This window comes from Sphingomonas sp. Leaf407 (assembly GCF_001425385.1).
Taxonomy (GTDB): domain Bacteria; phylum Pseudomonadota; class Alphaproteobacteria; order Sphingomonadales; family Sphingomonadaceae; genus Sphingomonas.
The window spans coordinates 499,665-518,789 of record NZ_LMQO01000003.1 but is presented as its reverse complement, the minus strand read 5'-3'; the positions used below and the strand labels follow the sequence as shown (position 1 = coordinate 518,789).

General features: G+C 68.2%; 17 protein-coding genes. 13 read left to right on the top strand and 4 right to left on the bottom strand.

What is annotated here, in order from left to right; translation table 11 throughout:
• Nucleotides 1-82: 82 nt before the first annotated feature.
• The 4 genes from rpoD (at nucleotide 83) to ASG37_RS11840 (ending at nucleotide 5,023) form a co-directional block, all read left to right on the top strand.
• A complete protein-coding gene (rpoD, locus tag ASG37_RS11855; RefSeq protein ID WP_055760135.1) occupies nucleotides 83-2,122 on the top strand; it encodes an RNA polymerase sigma factor RpoD in 2,040 nt (679 codons plus the stop codon).
• Nucleotides 2,123-2,283: 161 nt separating this feature from the next.
• Nucleotides 2,284-2,928 carry a DUF6975 family protein gene (locus ASG37_RS11850; protein WP_055760132.1) on the top strand — a complete coding sequence of 215 codons (645 nt, stop codon included), beginning with the start codon at nucleotides 2,284-2,286 and terminating at the stop codon, nucleotides 2,926-2,928.
• A 111-nt stretch (nucleotides 2,929-3,039) separates the two neighbouring features.
• On the top strand, nucleotides 3,040-3,582 hold the full coding sequence (locus ASG37_RS11845) for a CHAP domain-containing protein (RefSeq protein ID WP_055760129.1): 543 nt from the start codon (nucleotides 3,040-3,042) through the stop codon (nucleotides 3,580-3,582).
• Nucleotides 3,583-3,655: 73 nt separating this feature from the next.
• Nucleotides 3,656-5,023: a hypothetical protein gene (locus ASG37_RS11840; RefSeq protein ID WP_055760126.1), complete on the top strand. Its 1,368-nt coding sequence runs from the start codon at nucleotides 3,656-3,658 to the stop codon at nucleotides 5,021-5,023.
• Nucleotides 5,024-5,029: 6 nt separating this feature from the next.
• On the opposite strand, the gene ASG37_RS11835 is transcribed toward ASG37_RS11840, so the two are convergent.
• Nucleotides 5,030-5,320, bottom strand: coding sequence for a hypothetical protein (locus tag ASG37_RS11835; protein WP_055760123.1), 291 nt, complete (start codon nucleotides 5,318-5,320; stop codon nucleotides 5,030-5,032).
• A gap of 80 nt (nucleotides 5,321-5,400) precedes the next feature.
• Between ASG37_RS11835 and ASG37_RS11830 the strand changes: the two genes are divergently transcribed.
• The 3 genes from ASG37_RS11830 (at nucleotide 5,401) to ASG37_RS11820 (ending at nucleotide 10,275) form a co-directional block, all read left to right on the top strand.
• Nucleotides 5,401-8,526, top strand: coding sequence for a hypothetical protein (locus tag ASG37_RS11830; RefSeq protein WP_055760119.1), 3,126 nt, complete (start codon nucleotides 5,401-5,403; stop codon nucleotides 8,524-8,526).
• Nucleotides 8,527-8,583: 57 nt separating this feature from the next.
• Complete coding sequence (locus tag ASG37_RS11825; RefSeq protein WP_055760116.1) at nucleotides 8,584-9,666, top strand: biotin carboxylase; 1,083 nt, start codon at nucleotides 8,584-8,586, stop codon at nucleotides 9,664-9,666.
• A 219-nt stretch (nucleotides 9,667-9,885) separates the two neighbouring features.
• Nucleotides 9,886-10,275, top strand: coding sequence for a GNAT family N-acetyltransferase (locus ASG37_RS11820; protein WP_200909753.1), 390 nt, complete (start codon nucleotides 9,886-9,888; stop codon nucleotides 10,273-10,275).
• Nucleotides 10,276-10,598: 323 nt separating this feature from the next.
• Here ASG37_RS11820 and ASG37_RS11815 read toward each other — a convergent pair whose 3' ends face one another.
• From ASG37_RS11815 to ASG37_RS11805, 3 genes are read right to left on the bottom strand one after another with little or no spacing between them, the layout of a single operon-like run.
• Nucleotides 10,599-10,862 (bottom strand): DUF1467 family protein, encoded by a 264-nt coding sequence (locus tag ASG37_RS11815; RefSeq protein WP_055760114.1) that lies wholly within the window; start codon nucleotides 10,860-10,862, stop codon nucleotides 10,599-10,601.
• A gap of 20 nt (nucleotides 10,863-10,882) precedes the next feature.
• Nucleotides 10,883-12,523 carry a ribonuclease J gene (locus ASG37_RS11810; protein ID WP_055760111.1) on the bottom strand — a complete coding sequence of 547 codons (1,641 nt, stop codon included), beginning with the start codon at nucleotides 12,521-12,523 and terminating at the stop codon, nucleotides 10,883-10,885.
• Nucleotides 12,524-12,567: 44 nt separating this feature from the next.
• Entirely contained in the window at nucleotides 12,568-13,362 is a 795-nt protein-coding gene (locus ASG37_RS11805) for a type III pantothenate kinase (RefSeq protein ID WP_055760108.1), read from the bottom strand.
• Nucleotides 13,363-13,609: 247 nt separating this feature from the next.
• Between ASG37_RS11805 and ASG37_RS11800 the strand changes: the two genes are divergently transcribed.
• The 6 genes from ASG37_RS11800 to ASG37_RS11775 all read left to right on the top strand — a co-directional run bounded on the left by ASG37_RS11800 (nucleotide 13,610) and on the right by ASG37_RS11775 (nucleotide 19,103).
• Nucleotides 13,610-14,722, top strand: a complete 1,113-nt coding sequence (locus tag ASG37_RS11800; protein WP_055760105.1) for a DUF3089 domain-containing protein — start codon at nucleotides 13,610-13,612, stop codon at nucleotides 14,720-14,722.
• A complete protein-coding gene (gene ruvX / locus ASG37_RS11795; RefSeq protein WP_055760102.1) occupies nucleotides 14,719-15,189 on the top strand; it encodes a Holliday junction resolvase RuvX in 471 nt (156 codons plus the stop codon). Before ASG37_RS11800 ends, ruvX begins: the two co-directional genes overlap by 4 nt.
• A gap of 56 nt (nucleotides 15,190-15,245) precedes the next feature.
• The gene (locus tag ASG37_RS11790) at nucleotides 15,246-15,779 is read left to right on the top strand and encodes a hypothetical protein (RefSeq protein ID WP_156349134.1); all 534 of its coding nucleotides are present in this window, start codon (nucleotides 15,246-15,248) and stop codon (nucleotides 15,777-15,779) included.
• 182 nt (nucleotides 15,780-15,961) lie between these two features.
• Entirely contained in the window at nucleotides 15,962-16,897 is a 936-nt protein-coding gene (locus ASG37_RS11785) for a cobalamin-binding protein (RefSeq protein ID WP_055760096.1), read from the top strand.
• A gap of 11 nt (nucleotides 16,898-16,908) precedes the next feature.
• Nucleotides 16,909-17,898: an aspartate carbamoyltransferase catalytic subunit gene (locus ASG37_RS11780; RefSeq protein ID WP_055760093.1), complete on the top strand. Its 990-nt coding sequence runs from the start codon at nucleotides 16,909-16,911 to the stop codon at nucleotides 17,896-17,898.
• A complete protein-coding gene (locus ASG37_RS11775) occupies nucleotides 17,895-19,103 on the top strand; it encodes a dihydroorotase (protein WP_055760090.1) in 1,209 nt (402 codons plus the stop codon). Before ASG37_RS11780 ends, ASG37_RS11775 begins: the two co-directional genes overlap by 4 nt.
• The last annotated feature ends 22 nt before the right edge of the window (nucleotides 19,104-19,125 follow it).

The following is a 19,125-nucleotide window of genomic DNA, read 5'->3' as shown; positions in this document are numbered from 1 at the left end:
AATCGCGCGGCGGCGGACGAAGACGACGGGTAAAATACGGTGCGGGTTTCCGGTGCCGCTTGATTTTCTTTGAGGGTTATTGATGGCCAAGGCGAATGGTGGCGGCGACGACACGATCGAAACGGGCGACGCGCCGCTGATCGACCTGAACGAAGGGTCGATCAAGAAGCTGGTCGCCCGCGCCAAGAAGCGCGGCTACATCACCGTCGACCAGCTCAACGAAATGCTGCCGCAGGATCAGATGACCTCGGAGCAGATCGAGGACATCATGTCGGCGCTGAACGACATGGGCGTCAACGTCGTCGAGAACGAGGACGCGGGCGAGGACGGCGAAACCGACGAACGCGCCAAGCAGGACGAAGAGAGCGACGAAGAGGCAACGACCGATCAGGACGATGCCGCCGCCGCGTACGAGCCGGTCAAGAAGAAGGAAACCGTCGACCGCACCGATGATCCGGTGCGGATGTACCTGCGCGAGATGGGCGCGGTCGAACTGCTCAGCCGCGAGGGCGAGATTGCCATCGCCAAGCGGATCGAGGCCGGTCGCGACACGATGATCTTCGGCCTGTGCGAATCGCCGATCACCTTCAACGCGATCATCGGCTGGTCGACCGCGCTCAACGAAGGCACGATGCAGCTCCGCGAGATTCTCGATCTCGACGCGATGCTCTCGAAGGACCCGGCGCCAGAATCGCTGTCGGACGACGAGGATGCCGACGACAACGGCGAGATTTCGTCGAAGAACGCGGGGCCCACCTTCAAGGAAGAGGAAGAGCCCGAGGAGGCATCGGCCGACGAGGACGAGGACGGCGAGCGCCGCACCCCGCGTCCGAGCGACGACGATGACGAGGACAACACCCTCAGCCTCGCGCAGATGGAAGAACAGCTCAAGCCCCAGGCGCTGGAGAAGTTCGCCAACATCACCGCGATCTTCAAGAAATTCTCGAAGATGCAGTCGCAGCGTCTCGACGCGATGGCGACCGGCGATGGCCTCACCACCGCCGAGGAGCGGAAGTATCAGAAGCTGCGCGAGGAACTGACCGCCGAGGTCGAGAGCGTGCAGTTCCATCAGGCGAAGATCGAATATCTCGTCGACCAGCTCTATGCCTATAACCGTCGCCTGACCGCGCTGGGCGGGCAGATGCTGCGCCTCGCCGAGCGTCACAAGGTGCCGCGCAAGGCGTTCCTCGACAGCTATGTCGATCATGAGCTGGACGAGCAGTGGCTGGCTTCGGTCGCGAAGCTCGACAAGAAGTGGAAGGCGTTCGTCGAGAATGAATCCGCCGCCGCCGATCGCATCCGCACCGAGATCGCCGAGATCGCGCAGCAGACCGGCATGGCGCTGGGCGAGTTCCGCCGCATCGTCAACATGGTGCAGAAGGGCGAGCGCGAGGCGCGGATCGCCAAGAAGGAAATGGTCGAGGCCAATCTACGCCTCGTCATCTCGATCGCCAAGAAATACACCAATCGCGGGTTGCAGTTCCTTGATCTGATCCAGGAAGGCAACATCGGGCTGATGAAGGCGGTCGACAAGTTCGAATACCGTCGCGGCTACAAGTTCAGCACCTATGCGACGTGGTGGATCCGGCAGGCGATCACCCGCTCGATCGCTGATCAGGCGCGCACCATCCGTATCCCGGTGCATATGATCGAGACGATCAACAAGCTGGTGCGCACCAGCCGCCAGTTCCTGCACGAACAGGGCCGCGAACCGACCCCGGAGGAGATGGCCGAACGCCTCTCGATGCCGCTGGAGAAGGTGCGCAAGGTGATGAAGATCGCCAAGGAGCCGATCAGCCTCGAAACGCCGATCGGCGACGAGGAGGATTCGCATCTGGGTGACTTCATCGAGGACAAGAACGCGATCATCCCTGTCGATGCGGCGATTCAGGCCAACCTGAAGGAAACCGTGACGCGGGTGCTGGCCTCGCTCACCCCGCGTGAGGAGCGGGTGCTGCGCATGCGCTTCGGCATCGGCATGAACACCGATCACACGCTGGAGGAAGTCGGCCAGCAGTTCAGCGTGACCCGCGAACGCATCCGCCAGATCGAGGCGAAGGCGCTGCGCAAGCTCAAGCACCCGAGCCGCAGCCGCAAGATGCGGTCGTTCCTCGACCAATAAGGCCGTTTCGCCCCGGCAAGGACTTGCCGGGGCGACGGTTAACGACTCGCTAACCGTGTCTCTGGACGTTTGCGTCATGCTTCGCCGTCATTACCGTGGCTGCGGGGAATACCCGTGGCAGCACGGGGGACGCGGCAGTGACGGGGGCGGCAAGCGATAGGGTGGCGCCCGGTCCGGGGATTGGCCTTGCCCGCATCGTCGAACACGACGGTAGCGCCGCCCATGCCTACCTTGCCCGGCTCGCGCTGAACAATCGCCCGCTCCACGATCTGGCCGATGCGCTGCATCAACTGGGCGCGCTCCATGCCCGGCATCCGGGGCTCGTCGATCAGGCGATGAACGGCATCGACGATCCGCATATCCGCCCATGGCTGCGAACCGCCGCCGCCGCCTTTGCCGGTGAACGTGCCTATCTAATCCGGCTCGCCGCCGCCGCCGGGCCGCCGCCGGGCACGCCGGGGCAGGCCGCCGCCGAAGCGGCGATGACCGCGCAGCGTCATGCGATCGACCTGCTCGGGGCATCGGTCCGGCCCGGCTGCGCGCTGGGCGCGGCAATCGCGCTGGTGCTCGACTGGCCGGCGATCCGTCGATCGCTCGACATGGCGGCGGCGCGGCTCGACATCGCCCCCGCCCCGCTCGACCTGCCGACCTGCTTCGAGACCGTACGGATGATCGAGGCGATCGACGGCGAAGCGCCGATGGTCCGCGCGATGACCTTTGGCATGCAGCAACTGCTCGCCCAGCACCGGGGTCTGTGGGCGCTGCTCGACGCGCGCGCCGATGCGCGCCGCGCGCTGCGCGGCTGACCCACGTTTCATCGCTCATCCCGGGCGGTTCGGCGCGGCATCGTTCGGCAAGCGGTTCTTAACCAAAATCGCACACCCGATAGCCATCTTCCCTGGCGCAGCATTACGGCCATGGTTGGTTCGCTTATCCGGGGCGCCCTGCTCCTTGCCTTCGCCGGTGCCGCCAGCATCCCGCTGGAAGCCAGGTCGCTGCTCAACTACGTCGGGCAATGCGTGCCCTTCGCCCGTGCCGCGTCGGGGGTGCAGATTTACGGCGATGCGTGGACATGGTGGGATCAGGCGGCGGGCCGCTATCCGCGCGGTCAGCAGCCGAAGGTCGGCGCGGTGCTCGCCTTCGCCAAGACGTCGCGCCTGCCGCTGGGCCATGTCCTCGTCATCAGCCGGGTGGTCGATCCGCGCGTCGCGATGGTCACCCATGCCAACTGGTCGCGGATCAACGGCGTGCGCGGCGGCGTGGAGCAGGACGTCACCGTGTTCGACGTATCACGCAATGGCGACTGGACGCGGGTGAAGGTGTGGTATCGCGATACGCAGGGTCTGGGCAGTTCGGAATATCCGACCCATGGCTTCATCTATGGCCCCAGCCCCGCCGCCGGGTTGAGCAGCGCCCATCCCGATTATGTCGGGTCGCTGATCGACGCCTATGCCCGCTGACGCGCCGCTTCCCCCTGTTCCGCCCACCGGCTAGGAGCCAGTGGGAACAGGCGGGCGTGCGGGGGCAGACGAAATGGCCAGACGATGGCACGACCCGACGGTCCTTGCCGTCGTAGCGATCACGCTGGGCGGGCTGATCCTGCGCTGCGTCGCGGCGCGCGGGGCATTGTGGCTCGACGAGGCATGGTCGGCGGTGTTCGCGCACGAGGTCGCGACCCCGGCGGGCGTGTTCCTGTCGATCAACCACGACAACAACCATCATCTGAACAGCTTGTGGCTGCAATGGGTCGGTCCCGGGGCAGCGCCGTTAATGCAGCGCGCGCTGTCGATCGCGGCGGGAACCGCGCTGATACCGTTGGCAGCGGTGATCGCCGGGCGGCGTAGCGGCGCGAGTGCGATCCTCGCGGCGATCGGTTTCGCAGTCGCCCCCTTCCTCGTCGCCTATGGTTCGGAAGCGCGGGGCTATGCGCCGATGCTGTTCGCATGGGGATGCGCGATCCATGTCGTCGATCGCTGGCTGGCGAAGCCCAGCGCACCGTTGCCGGCGACGGCGCTCGCCCTCGCTGCGCTGCTCGGGTGCATGGCGCAGGCGACGATGGTGTTCGCGCTCGCATCGCTGGCGTTGTGGGTGGCGATCGTTCGGCTGCGGTCCGCCGGCCTGCGGACGACGACCGGCGAGCTGGTTCGCCTGTTCGCGCCAGCGGTGGTCGCCGTGGGGCTGTTCGCGGCGCTGGCATGGGCGGCGGTGCGCGCGGACCCGGCGGGGTTCCGGTTCGGCAGTCGCGAGGCGCATGACTGGGCGCGCTGGGCAAGCGGGCTGGACCAGCTTTTCGGCTGGACGCTGGGGCTGTCCGCCATGGTCCTGCTGCTCGGCGGGTTCGGGCGGATCGTGGCGGACCGGATCGGCCTGCTGGCGGTGATCGCCGCCGGGTTGCTGCCGTTGGCGGTCGCGCTGCTCGGACTGCCGAACAGCGGCGCGGCGCGCTATTATGTCGTGGCGTTGCCGCCGTTGCTGCTGTGGGCGGCGATCGCCTTGCCGCGGGGCTGGGCCGCCGGGCGGGAGTTGCGGGCGGTCACGGTCGTGATCGGGGTGAGCTTCGTCGTCGGCGCGGCGGTGCGCGACCGGCAACTGGCGGGCAATCTGCGCGGCGATCCCGGACGCGCGCTCGATGCGATGGCGGCGCGAAGCCTCACGGGCACGACGGTGTCGATCGAGTATCCGCGATCCTCGGCGATCCTGTCCGTCGCGGCGCGGCAGCGACGCTATCCCTTGGAGATCGTCAACGCCCCCTGCCCCGCCGCGCCATATCGATTCGTCGAGCGCGATGGCGATGCCGCCTTTCCCGATGCGGTCATCCTGTGTGGCCGACGTTATCGCGAGATCGCGCGGGGCGACCCGACGGCGGTATCGGGGTCGCACTGGCGGCTGTACACGCGGTAGCGACGCTCAGAGCTGGGCGACGGCGCGGTTGAGGCGACGCAGCATCGCGGCGTCCCCCGGCGGATGGCCGGCGGCTTCCCCGGCGAGAGTCATCAACTGCACCGCCCCGAAACTGGCGGCCAAGCCCTTCAAACGAAAGGCGGCATTGGCCCATTCGTCGGCACCGGCCGCCTCAAGCGCGGCGAGCGCGCGGTGGGTGCTGTCCAGAAACGCACCGCGCAATTCGGCGATCAGCGAGGGTTCGTCCCCCACCGCTGCCGCCAGTGTCGCGTCGATCGCCCCGGGATCATAGACCATGCGAAAAGCGTAAGCGCCGAAGGTTAAGCGAACGTTACGGCATCTGTCCTGCCCCGATCGATCATGATAAGCGCCTGCATATGAACGGGGGCACGATTAGCGGGCTGCGGGAACACTCGCACCACGACGCCGACGACGACAGGTTCGTCGAGCAGGACGAAGCACCGCACTGGCTGGCCGAAGCGCCGCTGGAGCCTGAACCCATGCCGCGCGAATGGATCGCGCCGACGCTGGCGATGGTTGCGGTCATCGCATGGGTCGGCGGCATGCTGGTGTGGGCCGGGGCGACGCTCGGGCGGTTACAGCCGGTCGAACTGTCGTCGTTCGTCGCCGCGCTGTGCGTGCCGCCGTTGCTGATCGGGATCGTCTGGCTGTTGCTACGCCAGGGTAGCCGATCGGAAGCGCGCCGCTTCACCGCCACCGCGCAGGCGATGCGGAGCGAGGCGCTGGCGCTGGAACAGGTCGTGGCGACCGTCCGGCGCAGCATCGCCGAATCGCGCAGCGAACTGGCCGAGCATACCGGGCAGTTGATGATGCTGGGCGAAGGCGCGACCGACCGGCTGCGCGGCGTCCGTGCCGGCATCGCCGAGCAGGTCGCGGCGATCGACATGACGACCGAGGCGCTGACCCTCGCGGCGACGCATGCCGAACATCGGCTGGGCACGCTGCTCGACACGTTGCCGCGCGCGCATGCCGAAACCGAATCGATCTCGCAGCGGCTGGAGGCGACCGGTCTTGCCGCCAGCGAACGGATCGCCGCGCTCGACGCCGCGCTGGCGGCGGTGGCGCAACGCGGCCGCGATGCAGACGAGGTCGCGGGCGGCGCGGCGCAGCGGCTGGCAGCGCATATCGCACGGATGGAAGCCACCAGCGAGAGTGCCGGCACGCGGCTCGAATCGGTCATCGGCACCATGTCGGGCGCGATCGACGAGGTGCTCGACCGGGCGGCCAATGCGATCGACGAATCGCGCAAGGCGATCACCGCGCAGGGCGATGCGACGATCGCGATGATCGAGGCCAATGGCGCGGCGATCGAGCGCGCCGGGCGCGAGGGGGCCGACCAGCTCGCCGAGCGCATGGGCCAGATCGACGGGGCGATCCGCACGCTGGCCGGGCAGATCGACGAGCGGCGGCGCGACAGCGAGGCGCTGCTGGCGACGTTGCAGACCGGCCTCGGCGCGTTCGACGAGCGGTTCGCCGCCGTCGAAACGCAGGGCATCGCCCGGGCGCAGGCGGTGTCCGACGCGATCGGCGAGCGGCTGGCCGAACGACGGCGGGACGGCGAGGCGATGTTCGAGACGCTGGGTCAGGGGCTTGAAAGCTTCGACGCGCAGTTCGCGGCGGTCCAGTCGCATGGCATCGCCCGCGCGCAGGCGGCTTCCGACGCGATCGGCGAGCGGCTGGCCGAGCGACGGCGTGACGGCGAGGCGATGTTCGAGACGCTGGGTCAGGGACTCGAAAGCTTCGACGCGCAGTTCGCGGCGGTCCAGTCGCACGGGATCGCCCGCGCGCAGGCGGCGTCCGACGCGATCGGCGAGCGGCTGGCCGAACGGCAGCGTGACGGTGAGGCGATGTTTGAAACGCTGGGTCAAGGACTCGAAAGCTTCGACGCGCAGTTCGCGGCGGTCCAGTCGCATGGCATCTCCCGCGCGCAGGCGGCTTCCGACGCGATTGCCGAACGGCTGGCCGAGCGCCAGCGCGATGGCGAGGCGATGTTCGCGACGCTGGGACAAGGACTGGAAAGCTTCGACGCGCAGTTCGCGGCGATCGAGGCGCAGGGCATCGCACGGGTACAGGCATTGTCCAACGCGATCGACGAACGACTGGCCGAACGGCGACGCGACAGCGAGGCGATGCTCGCGACGCTGGGCGAAGGACTGGATGCGTTCGACAGCCGGTTCGAGACGATGCGCCACGACGGGATCGAGCGGATCCAGTCGATCGCCGGCACGATCGAGGCGCGGCTGGCCGAACGACGCCGCGATGGCGAGGCGCTGCTGGCGATGCTCGACGACGGGCTGACCGGGTTCGATGAAAAGTTCGATGCGCTGCGCGTCAGCGGCGTCGAGCGGGTGCAGGCGGTCGCGGGATCGATCGAGGTGCTGAGCCAGGTCGCCGATGCACTGACCGAGGCACTGGACGGCAACGACGAAACCGCGCGCCGCGTGGTCAGGACCGCCGAGGAGGTGCTGACCGCGCTGGATGCCGCCGCGCGCGAGATGGACGAGACGCTGCCCGGCGCGCTCGACCGGCTCGACACGCGGGTCACGGCCAGCCGCGACATCGTGGCACGCGCCAAGCCCGAGCTGCTGGCGCTGGTCACGGCGGCCGAGAGCACGCATGAGGCGATCGAGGCGATCGCCGGCGTGGTCGACATGCAGCGCGAGACACTGACGAACGTGCAGCAGAAGCTGCTCGACACGCTAGATCTGGGCAAGGACCGGATTTCCGAGGTCCGCGAGATCGCGGACGAGACGATCGCGACCACCGTGCGCTTCGCCGAGGATGCCGCGCCGCGCCTGTCCGAAGCGATGCTGCGCATCCGCGATACCGCCGAGAGCGCCAGCGCCAAGGCGCGGCAGACGCTGGCCAAGGTGCTGCCCGACGTCGCCCGCGATCTGGAGGCGCAGGGGACGCGCGCGCTGGCCAATGCGGTCGACCGCGCCGTCACCAATCAGGTGGCGGAACTGTCGTCGATCGCCAATCAGGCGGTCGCCTCTGCGATCGAGGCGGGCGAGCGATTGTCGCGACAGATGGTCAAGATCACTGAAACCGGCGAGGAGCTGGAAACCCGGATGGCCGCCGCGCGCGCCGAGCGTGAAGTGGCCGACAGCGAGCAATTCTCCCGCCGGGTAACGACGTTGATCGAGGCGATGAATTCGGCGTCGATCGACATCGCCAAGTCGCTGTCCACCGATGTGTCGGACACGGCATGGGCCGCGTATCTGAAGGGCGACCGGGGCGTGTTCACAAGGCGCGCGGTGCGGCTGGTCGAGGGGGCGGAGGCGCGTGACATCGCGCTGCTGTACGACGGCGACGAGGGGTTCAGCGATCAGGTGAACCGCTACATCCATGATTTCGAGGCGATGCTGCGGCAGGTGCTGAGTTTGCGCGACGGATCGTCGATGGGGGTGACGTTGCTGTCGTCGGACATGGGCAAGCTGTACGTCGTGCTGGCGCAGGCGATCGAGCGGTTGCGTAACTGATTGACAGATAACGCCCGAGGGGTAGGCGGGCACCATTCCGAAGCGGAGGTGCCCCTTGTGACCCAGCGTTGCGTCGCGATCCTGTACCAAGCGCTGCCGCCACCGGTGATCGACGGATTGCGCAAGGATGCCAAGCCCGGCGGCTATTCGGATGGCGGGGCCGACATCGCCGTCGCGCTGCGGGGGCGGGGCGTAACGGTCGCGACGCCGGTCGCGGCACCCGATCCGGCGGTGGCGCTCGACTGGGTGTTTCCCGATACCGCTGCGGGTATCGCGGCGGCGATTGCGGCAGGGGCGGACACGATCTGGGCCAATACCGTGCTGTTCGCGGGGCATCCGCTGGAGCAGGTGCGGGCGCCGGTCGGCATCGTTGGGCAGGAACCGGCGGCGATGCAGCGGTTCGACGACAAGTTCGCCACCAATCGCATGCTAGGCGACGCCGGGTTGCCAGTGGCGGGATCGTTCCTGTTGAGCGGTAGCGCCCGGCCTGGGGTGGTCGCGCTGGACGGCGTCGCCGGGGCGATCGCCGCGCGGGGCATGGCGTTTCCGTTGATCGTGAAGCCGGTACGCGGGCGTGGCAGCCAGGGAGTGACGCTGGTTGTGGATCTGCCCGGACTGGTGGCAGCGGCCGGGGTGTTGATCGCGGCGGCGACGTTCGGCGACATGCTGATGGTAGAGGCCTATCTGCCGGGTGAGGAGATGACGATCACCGTCCTGCCGCCGGACGCGCCCCGACCCGACGGGCGGGTGGCCGGAGGGCAGCATGCGCTGCGCCCGGTGCTGCGGTTCGATCAGCGCGGTGGCGTCGCGCCGTATAATGGCGACGTGCCGGTGAGCGCGAACAGCGTGGCAATTGCCGCAGCGCGGATGGACGAGCCGGCGGTGGTGGCAATGGTCGCGGCGTGCGAGGCGGCGGCGGCGATGGTCGGGTCGCGCAGCGCGATCCGCATCGATTGCCGGGCAGATGCCGGTGGAAACTTCCATCTGTTCGACCTCAACATGAAGCCTAACATGACCGGTCCGGGACGGCCGGGGCGCGACGATCAGGATTGCCTGTCGGCGATCGCGGCGCAGGCAGATGGTTGGGAGTACGCCGATCTGTTGCTGGCGATGCTAGCGGCGCGGTGGGTGGCCGGATAGGCGGCAAAGTTTACAAAGTTTACACAATAGCGTCGTTTCGGCGGTACTGCGTTTACCCAGAATCAATGACTTGTCGCAGGTTTCTTACACCGGCCGGCGCAGCCTGCAGTTCGGGCGGGGTGTACGATCGGAAAGAGCGGGATCATAATATTCTGTCACCTGCGGGGCGTGTAGGACAGTCGAACCATCGGACCGCGATGGTCGATCGGGAGGAAGACCATGGATACGCGCCTGGCATCAACCAGCGATGCCGCCGCCCTGTGCCGGGTGCTGCGCGAGGTCATCGAGCATACCGGCGGCGAACGCCCCAGCGACGAGGCATTCGTGATCCGGCAGTATCTGGCAAACCCCGCCAGCATCCGTTGCACGGTGGCGATCGACGCTGCCGGCGAGGTCGTCGGCTTCCAGTCGCTGCTCCGCGCAGAAGGCGGCAACCGGTACGACGTGCCCGAAGGATGGGGCATCATCGGTACGCACATCAGCCCGCGTGCGCACCGGCAGGGCGTCGGCAGCGCGCTGTTCCGTTCCAGCCGCGAGGCGGCGGAACAGGCGGGGCTGGAGACAATCGACGCCTGTATCGCGGCGGATAATGCGTCCGGTCTGCGCTAATACGAGGCGATGGGGTTCCGGACGTATCGGGAGCCGGTGGGCATCGTACAGAAGGCGTATGTGGTTCGGTGAAGGTGATCCAGTTCGGTCGAGCGGATATTATTCCAAATTATTCCTCGACCCGGGCAGTAGGCGGTCCATCAACCACAAGAGGACTATCGCTACGGCCACGCCAGCAGCGCACCGGATAACGAGCGATTCCAGCCGGCTGTATCCGAATGCCTGTAACCACGGCCGCATTACCGCGCCGAGCACGATGCTGGGCGCAAGCGCGACGGCTATACGCCAATATTTGCTGACGGTCGAATGCACCGCCGCCCCCCTCACCCGTTATAATAGTCCAGCATGTCGGACGTGACCCAGCCGTAGACGTAGTTCAGGTAGAACGCGCCGAACAGCACCAGCGACACGATGGTCGTGCGCCAGAGGATCGGGCGGAGTCGGAAGCCGGCGGGGGCGCTGTCGGCCTGGCCCGCGACGGGGGGTTCGCCGGCTTCGTGGGTGGTGCGGATGCCGAAGGGCAGGACGAGGAACATCGCCAGTACCCAGAACAGCATCCAGATGGCGAGCGCCGACTGCCATGCCATGCGCCCGCCCCTCCCCGTCGTCAGGCGTTGATGATGAGGACGTCGACCACCGGCTTCTTGCCGGTCCAGCGCGTCGCCACGCGGCGGACCGCCAGCCGGATCGCTTCCGGAAGCTTGCCGCGTTCACGGCTCTTGGCGTTCACCGCCTCGGCGGCGGCGTCGACCGCTTCCTCGAGGAAGGGTTCGCGGTCTTCCTCGACCGGCACGCCCTGCACGCGGATCTGCGGATCACCGACCAATTGGCCCCGGCGATCGACCGCGACCGCGACCGACATATGGCCGAACGCGGCGAGCTTGCGCCGTTCGTTGATCGTGCTGCCCTCGGCCGGCAGGATCACGTCGCCGTCGAGCGCCAGACGACCGACCACGGCCTTGCCGATCTTGGTCGCATTGCCCGGCGCAAGCCGCACGATGTCGCCGTTGGTCTGGACCAGCGTCTGGCCGACGCCCTGCGACAGACCGTAGCGGGCATGTTCCATCAGGTGGCGCATCTCGCCATGGACCGGCACAAGCACCTTGGGCCGGATCCATTTATAGAGCTTGGCCAGTTCGGGGCGGCCGGGATGGCCCGAGACGTGGACGTGCGCCTGACGATCGGTAATCATCTCGATGCCGGCGGCGGCGAGCTGATTCTGGATGCGGCCGATCGCGACTTCGTTGCCGGGAATCTGCTTGGACGAGAAGATCACCCGGTCGCCCGCTTCGAGCGACAACTGGTGTTCGCGGTTGGCGACGCGGGCGAGTGCCGCGCGCTGTTCGCCCTGCCCGCCGGTGGCGATGATGAGCACCTGATCGCGCGGCAGGCGCATCGCGGTGTCGTAATCGACCGGCTGCGGGAAGTCCTTGAGGTAGCCGGTGGCCTTGGCGACCTTCAGGATGCGGTCGAGCGAGCGGCCCGCGACGCAGATCTTGCGGTTGGTATCGCGCGCGACCTGCCCCAGCGTGTGGAGCCGCGCGGCGTTCGAGGCGAAGCTCGTCACCATCACCCGGCGGCCCTTGGCCGAGGATACCTGCTCGAACAGGCCCTGCCGCACATCGGCTTCGGAGCCCGAGGCTTCGTTGTTGAACACGTTGGTCGAATCGCACACCAGCGCGAGGATGCCCTCGTCACCGATCGCGGTGAGTTCCTCGGGGGTCGCCGGGGTGGCGACCATCGGTTCGCGGTCGAGCTTCCAGTCGCCCGAATGGAAGATTTTGCCGTGCGGGGTGTCGATGACCAGCGCGGTCGCCTCGGGAATCGAATGCGCCATCGGCACGAAGCGCACGCCGAACGGGCCGACCTTCACGTCGCCGCCCAGTTGCACGATCTTCAGTTTCACGCGGTCGGAAATGCCTTCCTCGTCCAGCTTGCCGCGGATGAGGCCGGCGGTGAACGGCGTGGCGTAGATCGGCACGCCGAGATCGGCGGCGAGATACGGCAGCGCGCCGATATGGTCCTCATGCCCGTGGGTGATGACGATGCCGGTGAGCTGGTCGCCGCGTTCCTCGATGAACTGGAGGTCGGGGAGCATCACGTCGATGCCGGGGTAGGCCGGGTCGGCGAAGGTCACGCCGCAATCGACCATCAGCCATTTGCCGGCGGTGCCGTACAGGTTGACGTTCATGCCGATCTCGCCCGATCCGCCGAGCGCGACGAAGAGCAGTTCTTTCTTTGGGGTCACTAAGTCTCTTTCTAAACTCGCGCCTATTCGCGAGGGTCTTGGTTTCAGTCGCTGTTTGCTCGGGACATATGGGTTCGGCGCCACAGCATCGCCAGTCCCGTGATGGTCAGGTCCTGTTCTACGCGATCGAACACCTGCGTGTGTTTCTCGAACAGGATGGCGAGGCCGCCGGTAGCGATCACGCGCACGGGTCGGCCGATCTCGGCCTTCATGCGCGCGACCAGCCCCTCGATCATCGCGATATAGCCCCAATAGATGCCGATGTGCATCTGGTCCACCGTATTGCGTCCGATGACCGAGGTGGTCGCCGGGGCCTCGATGGCGATGCGCGGCAGCTTCGCGGCGGCGGTGACGAGCGCGTCGAGCGACAGGTTGATGCCCGGCGCGATGATCCCGCCCTTGTACGCGCCGGTATAGTCGACGACGTCGAAGGTGGCCGCCGTGCCGAAATCGACGACGATCAGGTCGCCGGGGTGCGCCGCATGCGCGGCGATGGCGTTGAGCGCGCGGTCGGCACCCACCGCATGGGGTTCGTCGACGTCGAGCGCGATGCCGTAATCGGCGGTGCCGCGTCCGGCGACCAGCGCGGTCACGCCGAAATATTTGGACGCCAGCACTTCGAGATTGTGGAGCGCGCGGGGCACGACGGTGCCGATGATGACGCCGTCGATGCACGACCGGTCGCGCCCGTCGAGCGCCAGCAACTGGCTGAGCCAGACGGCATATTCATCGGCGGTGCGCCTCGGATCGGTGGCGATGCGCCAGCGCGCGACGATGGTGTCGCCGTCGACCAGCGCGCAGACCACGTTCGTATTGCCGGCGTCGATCGCGAGCAGCATTGGGGTTCCCGGGGGCGCCCGACGGGCGCTTGCGCCTACCCGCCTAGAGAATGTGGGCGGTGGGGACAAGGGTTGCACGCCGCTCGTCATTCCGGCGAAGGCCGGAATCCATGGATACGGACCGTATCGATGGAGGCGCGGGCGTTGCGTGTCCGTGGATTCCGGCCTTCGCCGGAATGACGGCGGGGGGGCGTTGCGCTCTTTCGTCCTTTCGCGCACCTAGGCGCAAATCCCTGAGGAGAGCCGGTTGGCGCGCAAGTTCCTATATGTCGTGGCGACGCTGATCGTGCTGGCGATCGTGGCGGCGTTTGCCTATCGCCTGTTCGGGGTGGCACTGTTGCGGCGGGCGATGGTGCCCGGCGTCGCGTTTCAGGGCGCGCCGGCGGTGGCGGGCGATGCCTATGCCAAACGCGAGATGTGGTTCGCGCGGCCGGGGTTGACCAACACACCGGTCGACTGGCTACCGCCGGGGGTAGCGCCGACCACGCCTGGCAATGCCGAGATCTTCTTCATCCATCCGACCTCGTTCGTCGGGACCGACCGGTGGAACGCCGCGCTCGACGATGGCGAGACCAATGGCCGCGCGCAGGTGTTCCTGCGCGGACAGGCCAGCGCGTTCAGCGCCGCCGGGCGGGTGTGGGCGCCGCGCTATCGTCAGGCGACGTTCGGCGCGTTCCTGACCAGCGAGGGCGCGGCGACGCAGGCGCTCGACCTCGCCTATCGCGACGTGGCGGCGGCATTCGACCGGTTCGTGGCCGAGGCCGATCCGAAACGGCCGATCATCCTCGCCGGGCATAGCCAGGGGGCGCTGCACCTGACGCGGCTGCTGCGCGAGAAGGTGGCGGGGACGCGCCTCGCCCGGCGCATCGTCGCGGCTTATGTCGTCGGGTGGCCGGTGTCGCGTGTCACCGATCTGGCGGCGCTGGGGCTGCCCGAATGTCGCGGCGCGGAGCAGGCGGGGTGTCTGTTGTCGTGGCAGAGCTTCGCCGATCCGGCCGATCCGTCGCTGATCTTCGACACCTATGACGCGACGACCGGGTTCGACGGCCGATCGCGCGCGGCGACGCCGATGGTGTGTACCAACCCGCTGACCGGCACGCCCGATGCCGCCGCGCCGGCCAGCGCCAATCTCGGCACGCTGGTGCCCGACGCGGCGCTGACGAGCGCGGTGCTGACGCCGGGGCTGGTGCCGGCCCGGTGCGAGGGGCGCGGCATATTGTCGATCGGGAGCGAGCTGCCCGACCTTGGCCCCTATGTGCTGCCGGGCAACAACTGGCATGTGTATGACTACAGCCTGTTCTGGGCGAACGTGCGCGCCGATGCGCTGCGGCGGCTGGCGACGTGGGAGCGGGCGCGATGATTACCGAGGACCGGACGATATATCGCGAGGCACTGCCCGAGGGTGGGCGGCTGATCGGGCTGGACGTGGGCACCAAGACGATCGGGACCGCGCTGTGCGATGCCGGGTGGAGCTTCGCCAGCCCGGCGGTGCTGGTCAACCGGACGAAGTTCAGCGCGGACAAGGCGCAGTTGCAGACGCTGATCCGCCAGCAATCGGTGCGCGGGATCGTGATCGGCCTGCCGCTCAACATGGACGGGAGCGACAGCCCCCGCACGCAATCGGTGCGGGCGTTCGCGCGCAATCTGGATGATCTGGCGCTGCCGATCTTCCTGTGGGACGAACGCTGGTCGACGGTCGCGGTCGAGCGGCAGATGATCGCCGAGGACCTGAGCCGCGCCAAGCGTGCCGAGCGGGTCGACAAGCTGGCGGCGGCGTACATCCTGCAAGGCGCGATCGACGCACTGGTCAGCGTGCCGCTGGCGTAGAGGAAATTTCCTCTGGGCGGTGGACATAACGAGTACATGGCGGTTAGGGGGCGGCGGTGGCGCCTTCCCTGTTTCTTTTGCTAAGCGTGATATTGGCGTTCACCGGTGGCCATGCGCCATGGGTGGTGGTGGCGACCGTGGTGACGGCGGCGGCGTCGGGCACGCGGCTGCCCGATCTCGACACGCCGCTCAACCTCAACCATCGCAGCGCCTTGCTGCACGGGGTGATCCCGATGCTGGTCGCGCTGCTCGATGCGCGGACATGGGGGGTGGCCGCTGGCCTCGGCTTCGGCATCGGGCTGCATCTGGCCGCCGACCTGTTTCCGGGGAAGATGCGCGGCTACGCGACGATCAAGCTGCCATTGCTCGGATCGATCGGCGCCGGGCTGTCCTATCTGTGGATCGCGGCCAATGCTGCGGGCAATCTGATCGGCGGGGTGCTGATCCTGCCGTGGATCGCCGACGACGAGGCGTTGCGCGGCATCCTCGCCGGGGTCGGGCTGGTCGGGATGTTCTATCTGTTGACCGCCAAGGGCGGCTGGGCGGCGCTGGTGCTGTTCGGGGCGATCGGGTGGTGGTGGCTGGGGTGATGTGGCTCCCCTCCCTGACAAGGGAGGGGTTGGGGGTAGGTCGGGTTGCGAGGGAATGGCAGCACCCGCCCCGAACCTACCCACCCCCGGCCCCTCCCTTGTCAGGGAGGGGAGAGTTTGCGGTTCGCCCTGCCGCCGCCTAATCGTCGTTTCGATTTCTTCGCAGCGTATCAGGAAACCCCATGGCCCGTATCGTCTCGCTCCTGCCCAGCGCCACCGAGATCGCGGTCGCGCTGGGGTTTGGTCCCGATCTGGTCGGGCGGAGCCATGAGTGCGACTTCCCGCCCGAGATGACCGCCCTGCCCCGGCTGACCGCGACCAAGATCGAGAAGGGGCTGCCCTCGCGGCTGATCGACGACCGGGTGCAGGCGATCGTGACCGCCGGGCTGTCGTGCTACGAGGTCGATGCGGCGGCGTTGCGCTCGCTGCAACCGCAGGTGGTGCTCACCCAGTCGCAATGCGCGGTCTGCGCGGTGACGCCCGACGACCTCATCGGCGCGCTGACCGACTGGCAGGGGAGCGATCCGGTGCTGGTGTCGCTCGCCCCCGACGATCTTGGCGACGTGTGGGGTGATTTCGGGCGGGTGGCGCAGGCGCTGGGCGTCCCCGAGCGCGCCGGGCCAGTCGTCGCCGGACTGAAGGCGCGGCTGGCGGCAATCGCCGCGACCGCCGCCGCGCAGCCGACCCGGCCCACGGTGGTGGCGGTCGAGTGGATCGACCCGTTGATGGTCGCGGGCAACTGGGTGCCCGAACTGATCGAGGCGGCGGGCGGCGTCAGCCTGTTCGCGCAGGCCGGGCAGCATTCGCCATGGGCGGAATGGGACGCGCTGGTCGCGGCCAATCCCGACGTCATCGTGATGATGCCGTGCGGGTTCCAGATTCCGCAGACATTGGGCGACCTGTCGCCGCTGACGCAGCGGCCGGGCTGGCGGGACCTGAAGGCGGTGCGCGAGGATCGGGTGTTCGTCGCCGACGGGCATCATTTCTTCAACCGCCCCGGCCCCCGGCTGGTCGAATCGGCGGAGATCCTTGCCGAGATCCTCCACGGGCACGCTTTTTCCTTCGGGCATGAGGGGCGCGGCTGGGTTCGGCTTGCGCGGGGAACCCAAGCGGCCTAACCGCCGCCGTCATGCGCGCATCCGACCACCGCCCCGCCGCCATGATCGATGGCGGCGCCGTCTTTCCGCATCGCCACCTGACCGGGATCGAGGGGCTGCAACCGCACGAGATCCTGTTCCTGCTCGACGAGGCGGAACAATGGATCGACGCGAACCGCAGCCGCGCCCCCGGCGACCGGCGGCTGGGCGGCATCACCCAGATCAACGCCTTCTTCGAGAACAGCACACGCACGTTGCTGTCGTTCGAGATCGCCGGCAAGCGGCTGGGGGCCGACGTGGTCAACATGCACGCCGGCCAGTCGAGCGTGAAGAAGGGCGAGACGCTGATCGATACGGCGGTGACATTGAACGCGATGCGCGCCGACGTCATCGTGATCCGCCATTCGTCGTCGGGCGCGGTGCAGTTGATCGCCGACAAGGTCGACTGTCCGGTGCTGAACGCGGGCGACGGATGGCACGAGCATCCGACGCAGGCACTGCTCGACGCGCTGACCATCCGGCGGCGGCTGGGCGGGATCGCGCACAAGCGGGTCGTGATCTGCGGCGACATCCTGCACAGCCGGGTCGCGCGGTCGAACATTCTCGCGCTCACCACGCTGGCGGCCGAGGTGCGCGTCGTCGCCCCCGCCACGCTGCTGCCCGCCGCGATCGAGCGGATGGGCGTGACGCCGTTCACCGATTTCGACGCGGCGCTGGAGGGGGCGGACGTGGTGATGATGCTGCGGTTGCAGAACGAGCGGATGAACGGCGGCTTCATCCCGTCCACCCGCGAATATCATCTGCGCTATGGCCTGACCCGCGAGCGGCTGAAACGTGCCGAGCCGGGCGCGCTGGTGATGCACCCCGGGCCGATGAACCGGGGGATCGAGATCACCAGCGACGTCGCCGACGACCCACAGGTGTCGGCGATCACCGAACAGGTCGAGATGGGGGTCGCGGTGCGGATGGCGTGCCTCGACGTGTTGACCCGGCGCAGCCGTGGCGTGGAGGGTTGGGCATGAACGTCAGCTTCGTGAACGGCACCCGCGTCTGTCCGACAGGCGGGGTGAGCGACGCGCCGCTGCATGTCGCGGGCGAGGTGATCGGCGGCCCGGACACCGTCGCTGCTGGCGAGACGATCGATCTGGGCGGCAGGCTGATCGCGCCGGCGATCGTCGATCTGGGCGTATTCGCCAGCGACCCGGCGGCGTGCCGCGCGGGCGGGATCGTGCGCGTCGGGTTGATGCCCGACCAGACGCCGGTCCTCGATGAACCGGGCGTGGTCGCAAGGTCGGCGCATATGGGCAAACCCGATCTGTGGATCCATCCGATCGCGGCGGCGACGCAAGGGTTGCAAGGGCGCGACCTCGCCGAAATGGCGATCAATGCCGAGGCGGGGGCGAGCGCGGTGGCGACCGGCCGGCGCTGGATCGCCGACAGCGGAGTGATGCGCAAGGTGCTGGCCTATGCCCGCGACTGCGGCCTGACGGTGATCGCCCATGCCGAGGACGGTGGCCTTGCCGGGGACGCGGTGGCGACGGCGGGCGAGACGGCGACGCGGCTGGGGCTGCCCGCCGCCCCTGCCCTCGCCGAAGCGCTGGCGATCGCGCGCGACGTGGCGCTGGCCGAGGAAACCGGCGCGCGGCTGCATTTCCGGCAGGTGACGACGGCGGCCGGGTTCGAGGCTGTCCGCGCCGCCAAGCGCCGGGGGGTAGCGGTGACGTGCGGGATCACCCCGGCGCACCTCTATCTCTCCGATATTTCGATGAGCGATTTCCGCACCTTCGCGCATCTCTCGCCGCCACTGCGTGACGAGAGCGACCGGCAGGCGGCGCGCGCCGCGCTGTCCGACGGGACGATCGACGTGCTGTGTTCGGGGCACGATCCGCGCGGGCCGGAGGCCAAGCGCCTGCCGTTCGCCGACAGCGAGCCGGGCATGGCGGGCGCGGAGACGCTGCTGGCGCTGGGACTGGGGCTGGTGCGCGACGGGGTGGTGACGATCGAGCGGCTGTTCGCCTTGCTTGCCCAGAACCCGGCGAAGCTGCTCGGGCTGGAGTCGGGCACGCTGGCGCAAGGGGGACCGGCCGATCTGATCGTCATCGATGCCGATGCGCCGTGGCAGGTCCGCGCCGATGGCTTCGCCGGCAAGGCGGGCAATACCCCGTTCGACGGGCTGCCGGTGCAGGGCCGGGTACTGCGGGTGATAAAGGGCGGCGCGTTCCTGTGAGGGAACGCGCCGCCTCCTCCTG

Excerpts from the sequence above, each read along its gene's own strand:
- rpoD (WP_055760135.1), top strand. The coding sequence starts at position 83 with ATGGCCAAGGCGAATGGTGGCGGCGACGACACGATCGAAACGGGCGAC.
- ASG37_RS11840 (WP_055760126.1), top strand. The coding sequence starts at position 3,656 with ATGGCCAGACGATGGCACGACCCGACGGTCCTTGCCGTCGTAGCGATC.
- ASG37_RS11775 (WP_055760090.1), top strand. The coding sequence starts at position 17,895 with ATGAACGTCAGCTTCGTGAACGGCACCCGCGTCTGTCCGACAGGCGGG.
- ASG37_RS11805 (WP_055760108.1), bottom strand. The coding sequence starts at position 13,362 with ATGCTGCTCGCGATCGACGCCGGCAATACGAACGTGGTCTGCGCGCTG.
- ASG37_RS11815 (WP_055760114.1), bottom strand. The coding sequence starts at position 10,862 with ATGGCATGGCAGTCGGCGCTCGCCATCTGGATGCTGTTCTGGGTACTG.
- ASG37_RS11845 (WP_055760129.1), top strand. The coding sequence starts at position 3,040 with ATGGTTGGTTCGCTTATCCGGGGCGCCCTGCTCCTTGCCTTCGCCGGT.
- ASG37_RS11835 (WP_055760123.1), bottom strand. The coding sequence starts at position 5,320 with ATGGTCTATGATCCCGGGGCGATCGACGCGACACTGGCGGCAGCGGTG.
- ASG37_RS11820 (WP_200909753.1), top strand. The coding sequence starts at position 9,886 with ATGGATACGCGCCTGGCATCAACCAGCGATGCCGCCGCCCTGTGCCGG.
- ASG37_RS11780 (WP_055760093.1), top strand. The coding sequence starts at position 16,909 with ATGCGCGCATCCGACCACCGCCCCGCCGCCATGATCGATGGCGGCGCC.
- ASG37_RS11785 (WP_055760096.1), top strand. The coding sequence starts at position 15,962 with ATGGCCCGTATCGTCTCGCTCCTGCCCAGCGCCACCGAGATCGCGGTC.
- ASG37_RS11830 (WP_055760119.1), top strand. The coding sequence starts at position 5,401 with ATGAACGGGGGCACGATTAGCGGGCTGCGGGAACACTCGCACCACGAC.
- ruvX (WP_055760102.1), top strand. The coding sequence starts at position 14,719 with ATGATTACCGAGGACCGGACGATATATCGCGAGGCACTGCCCGAGGGT.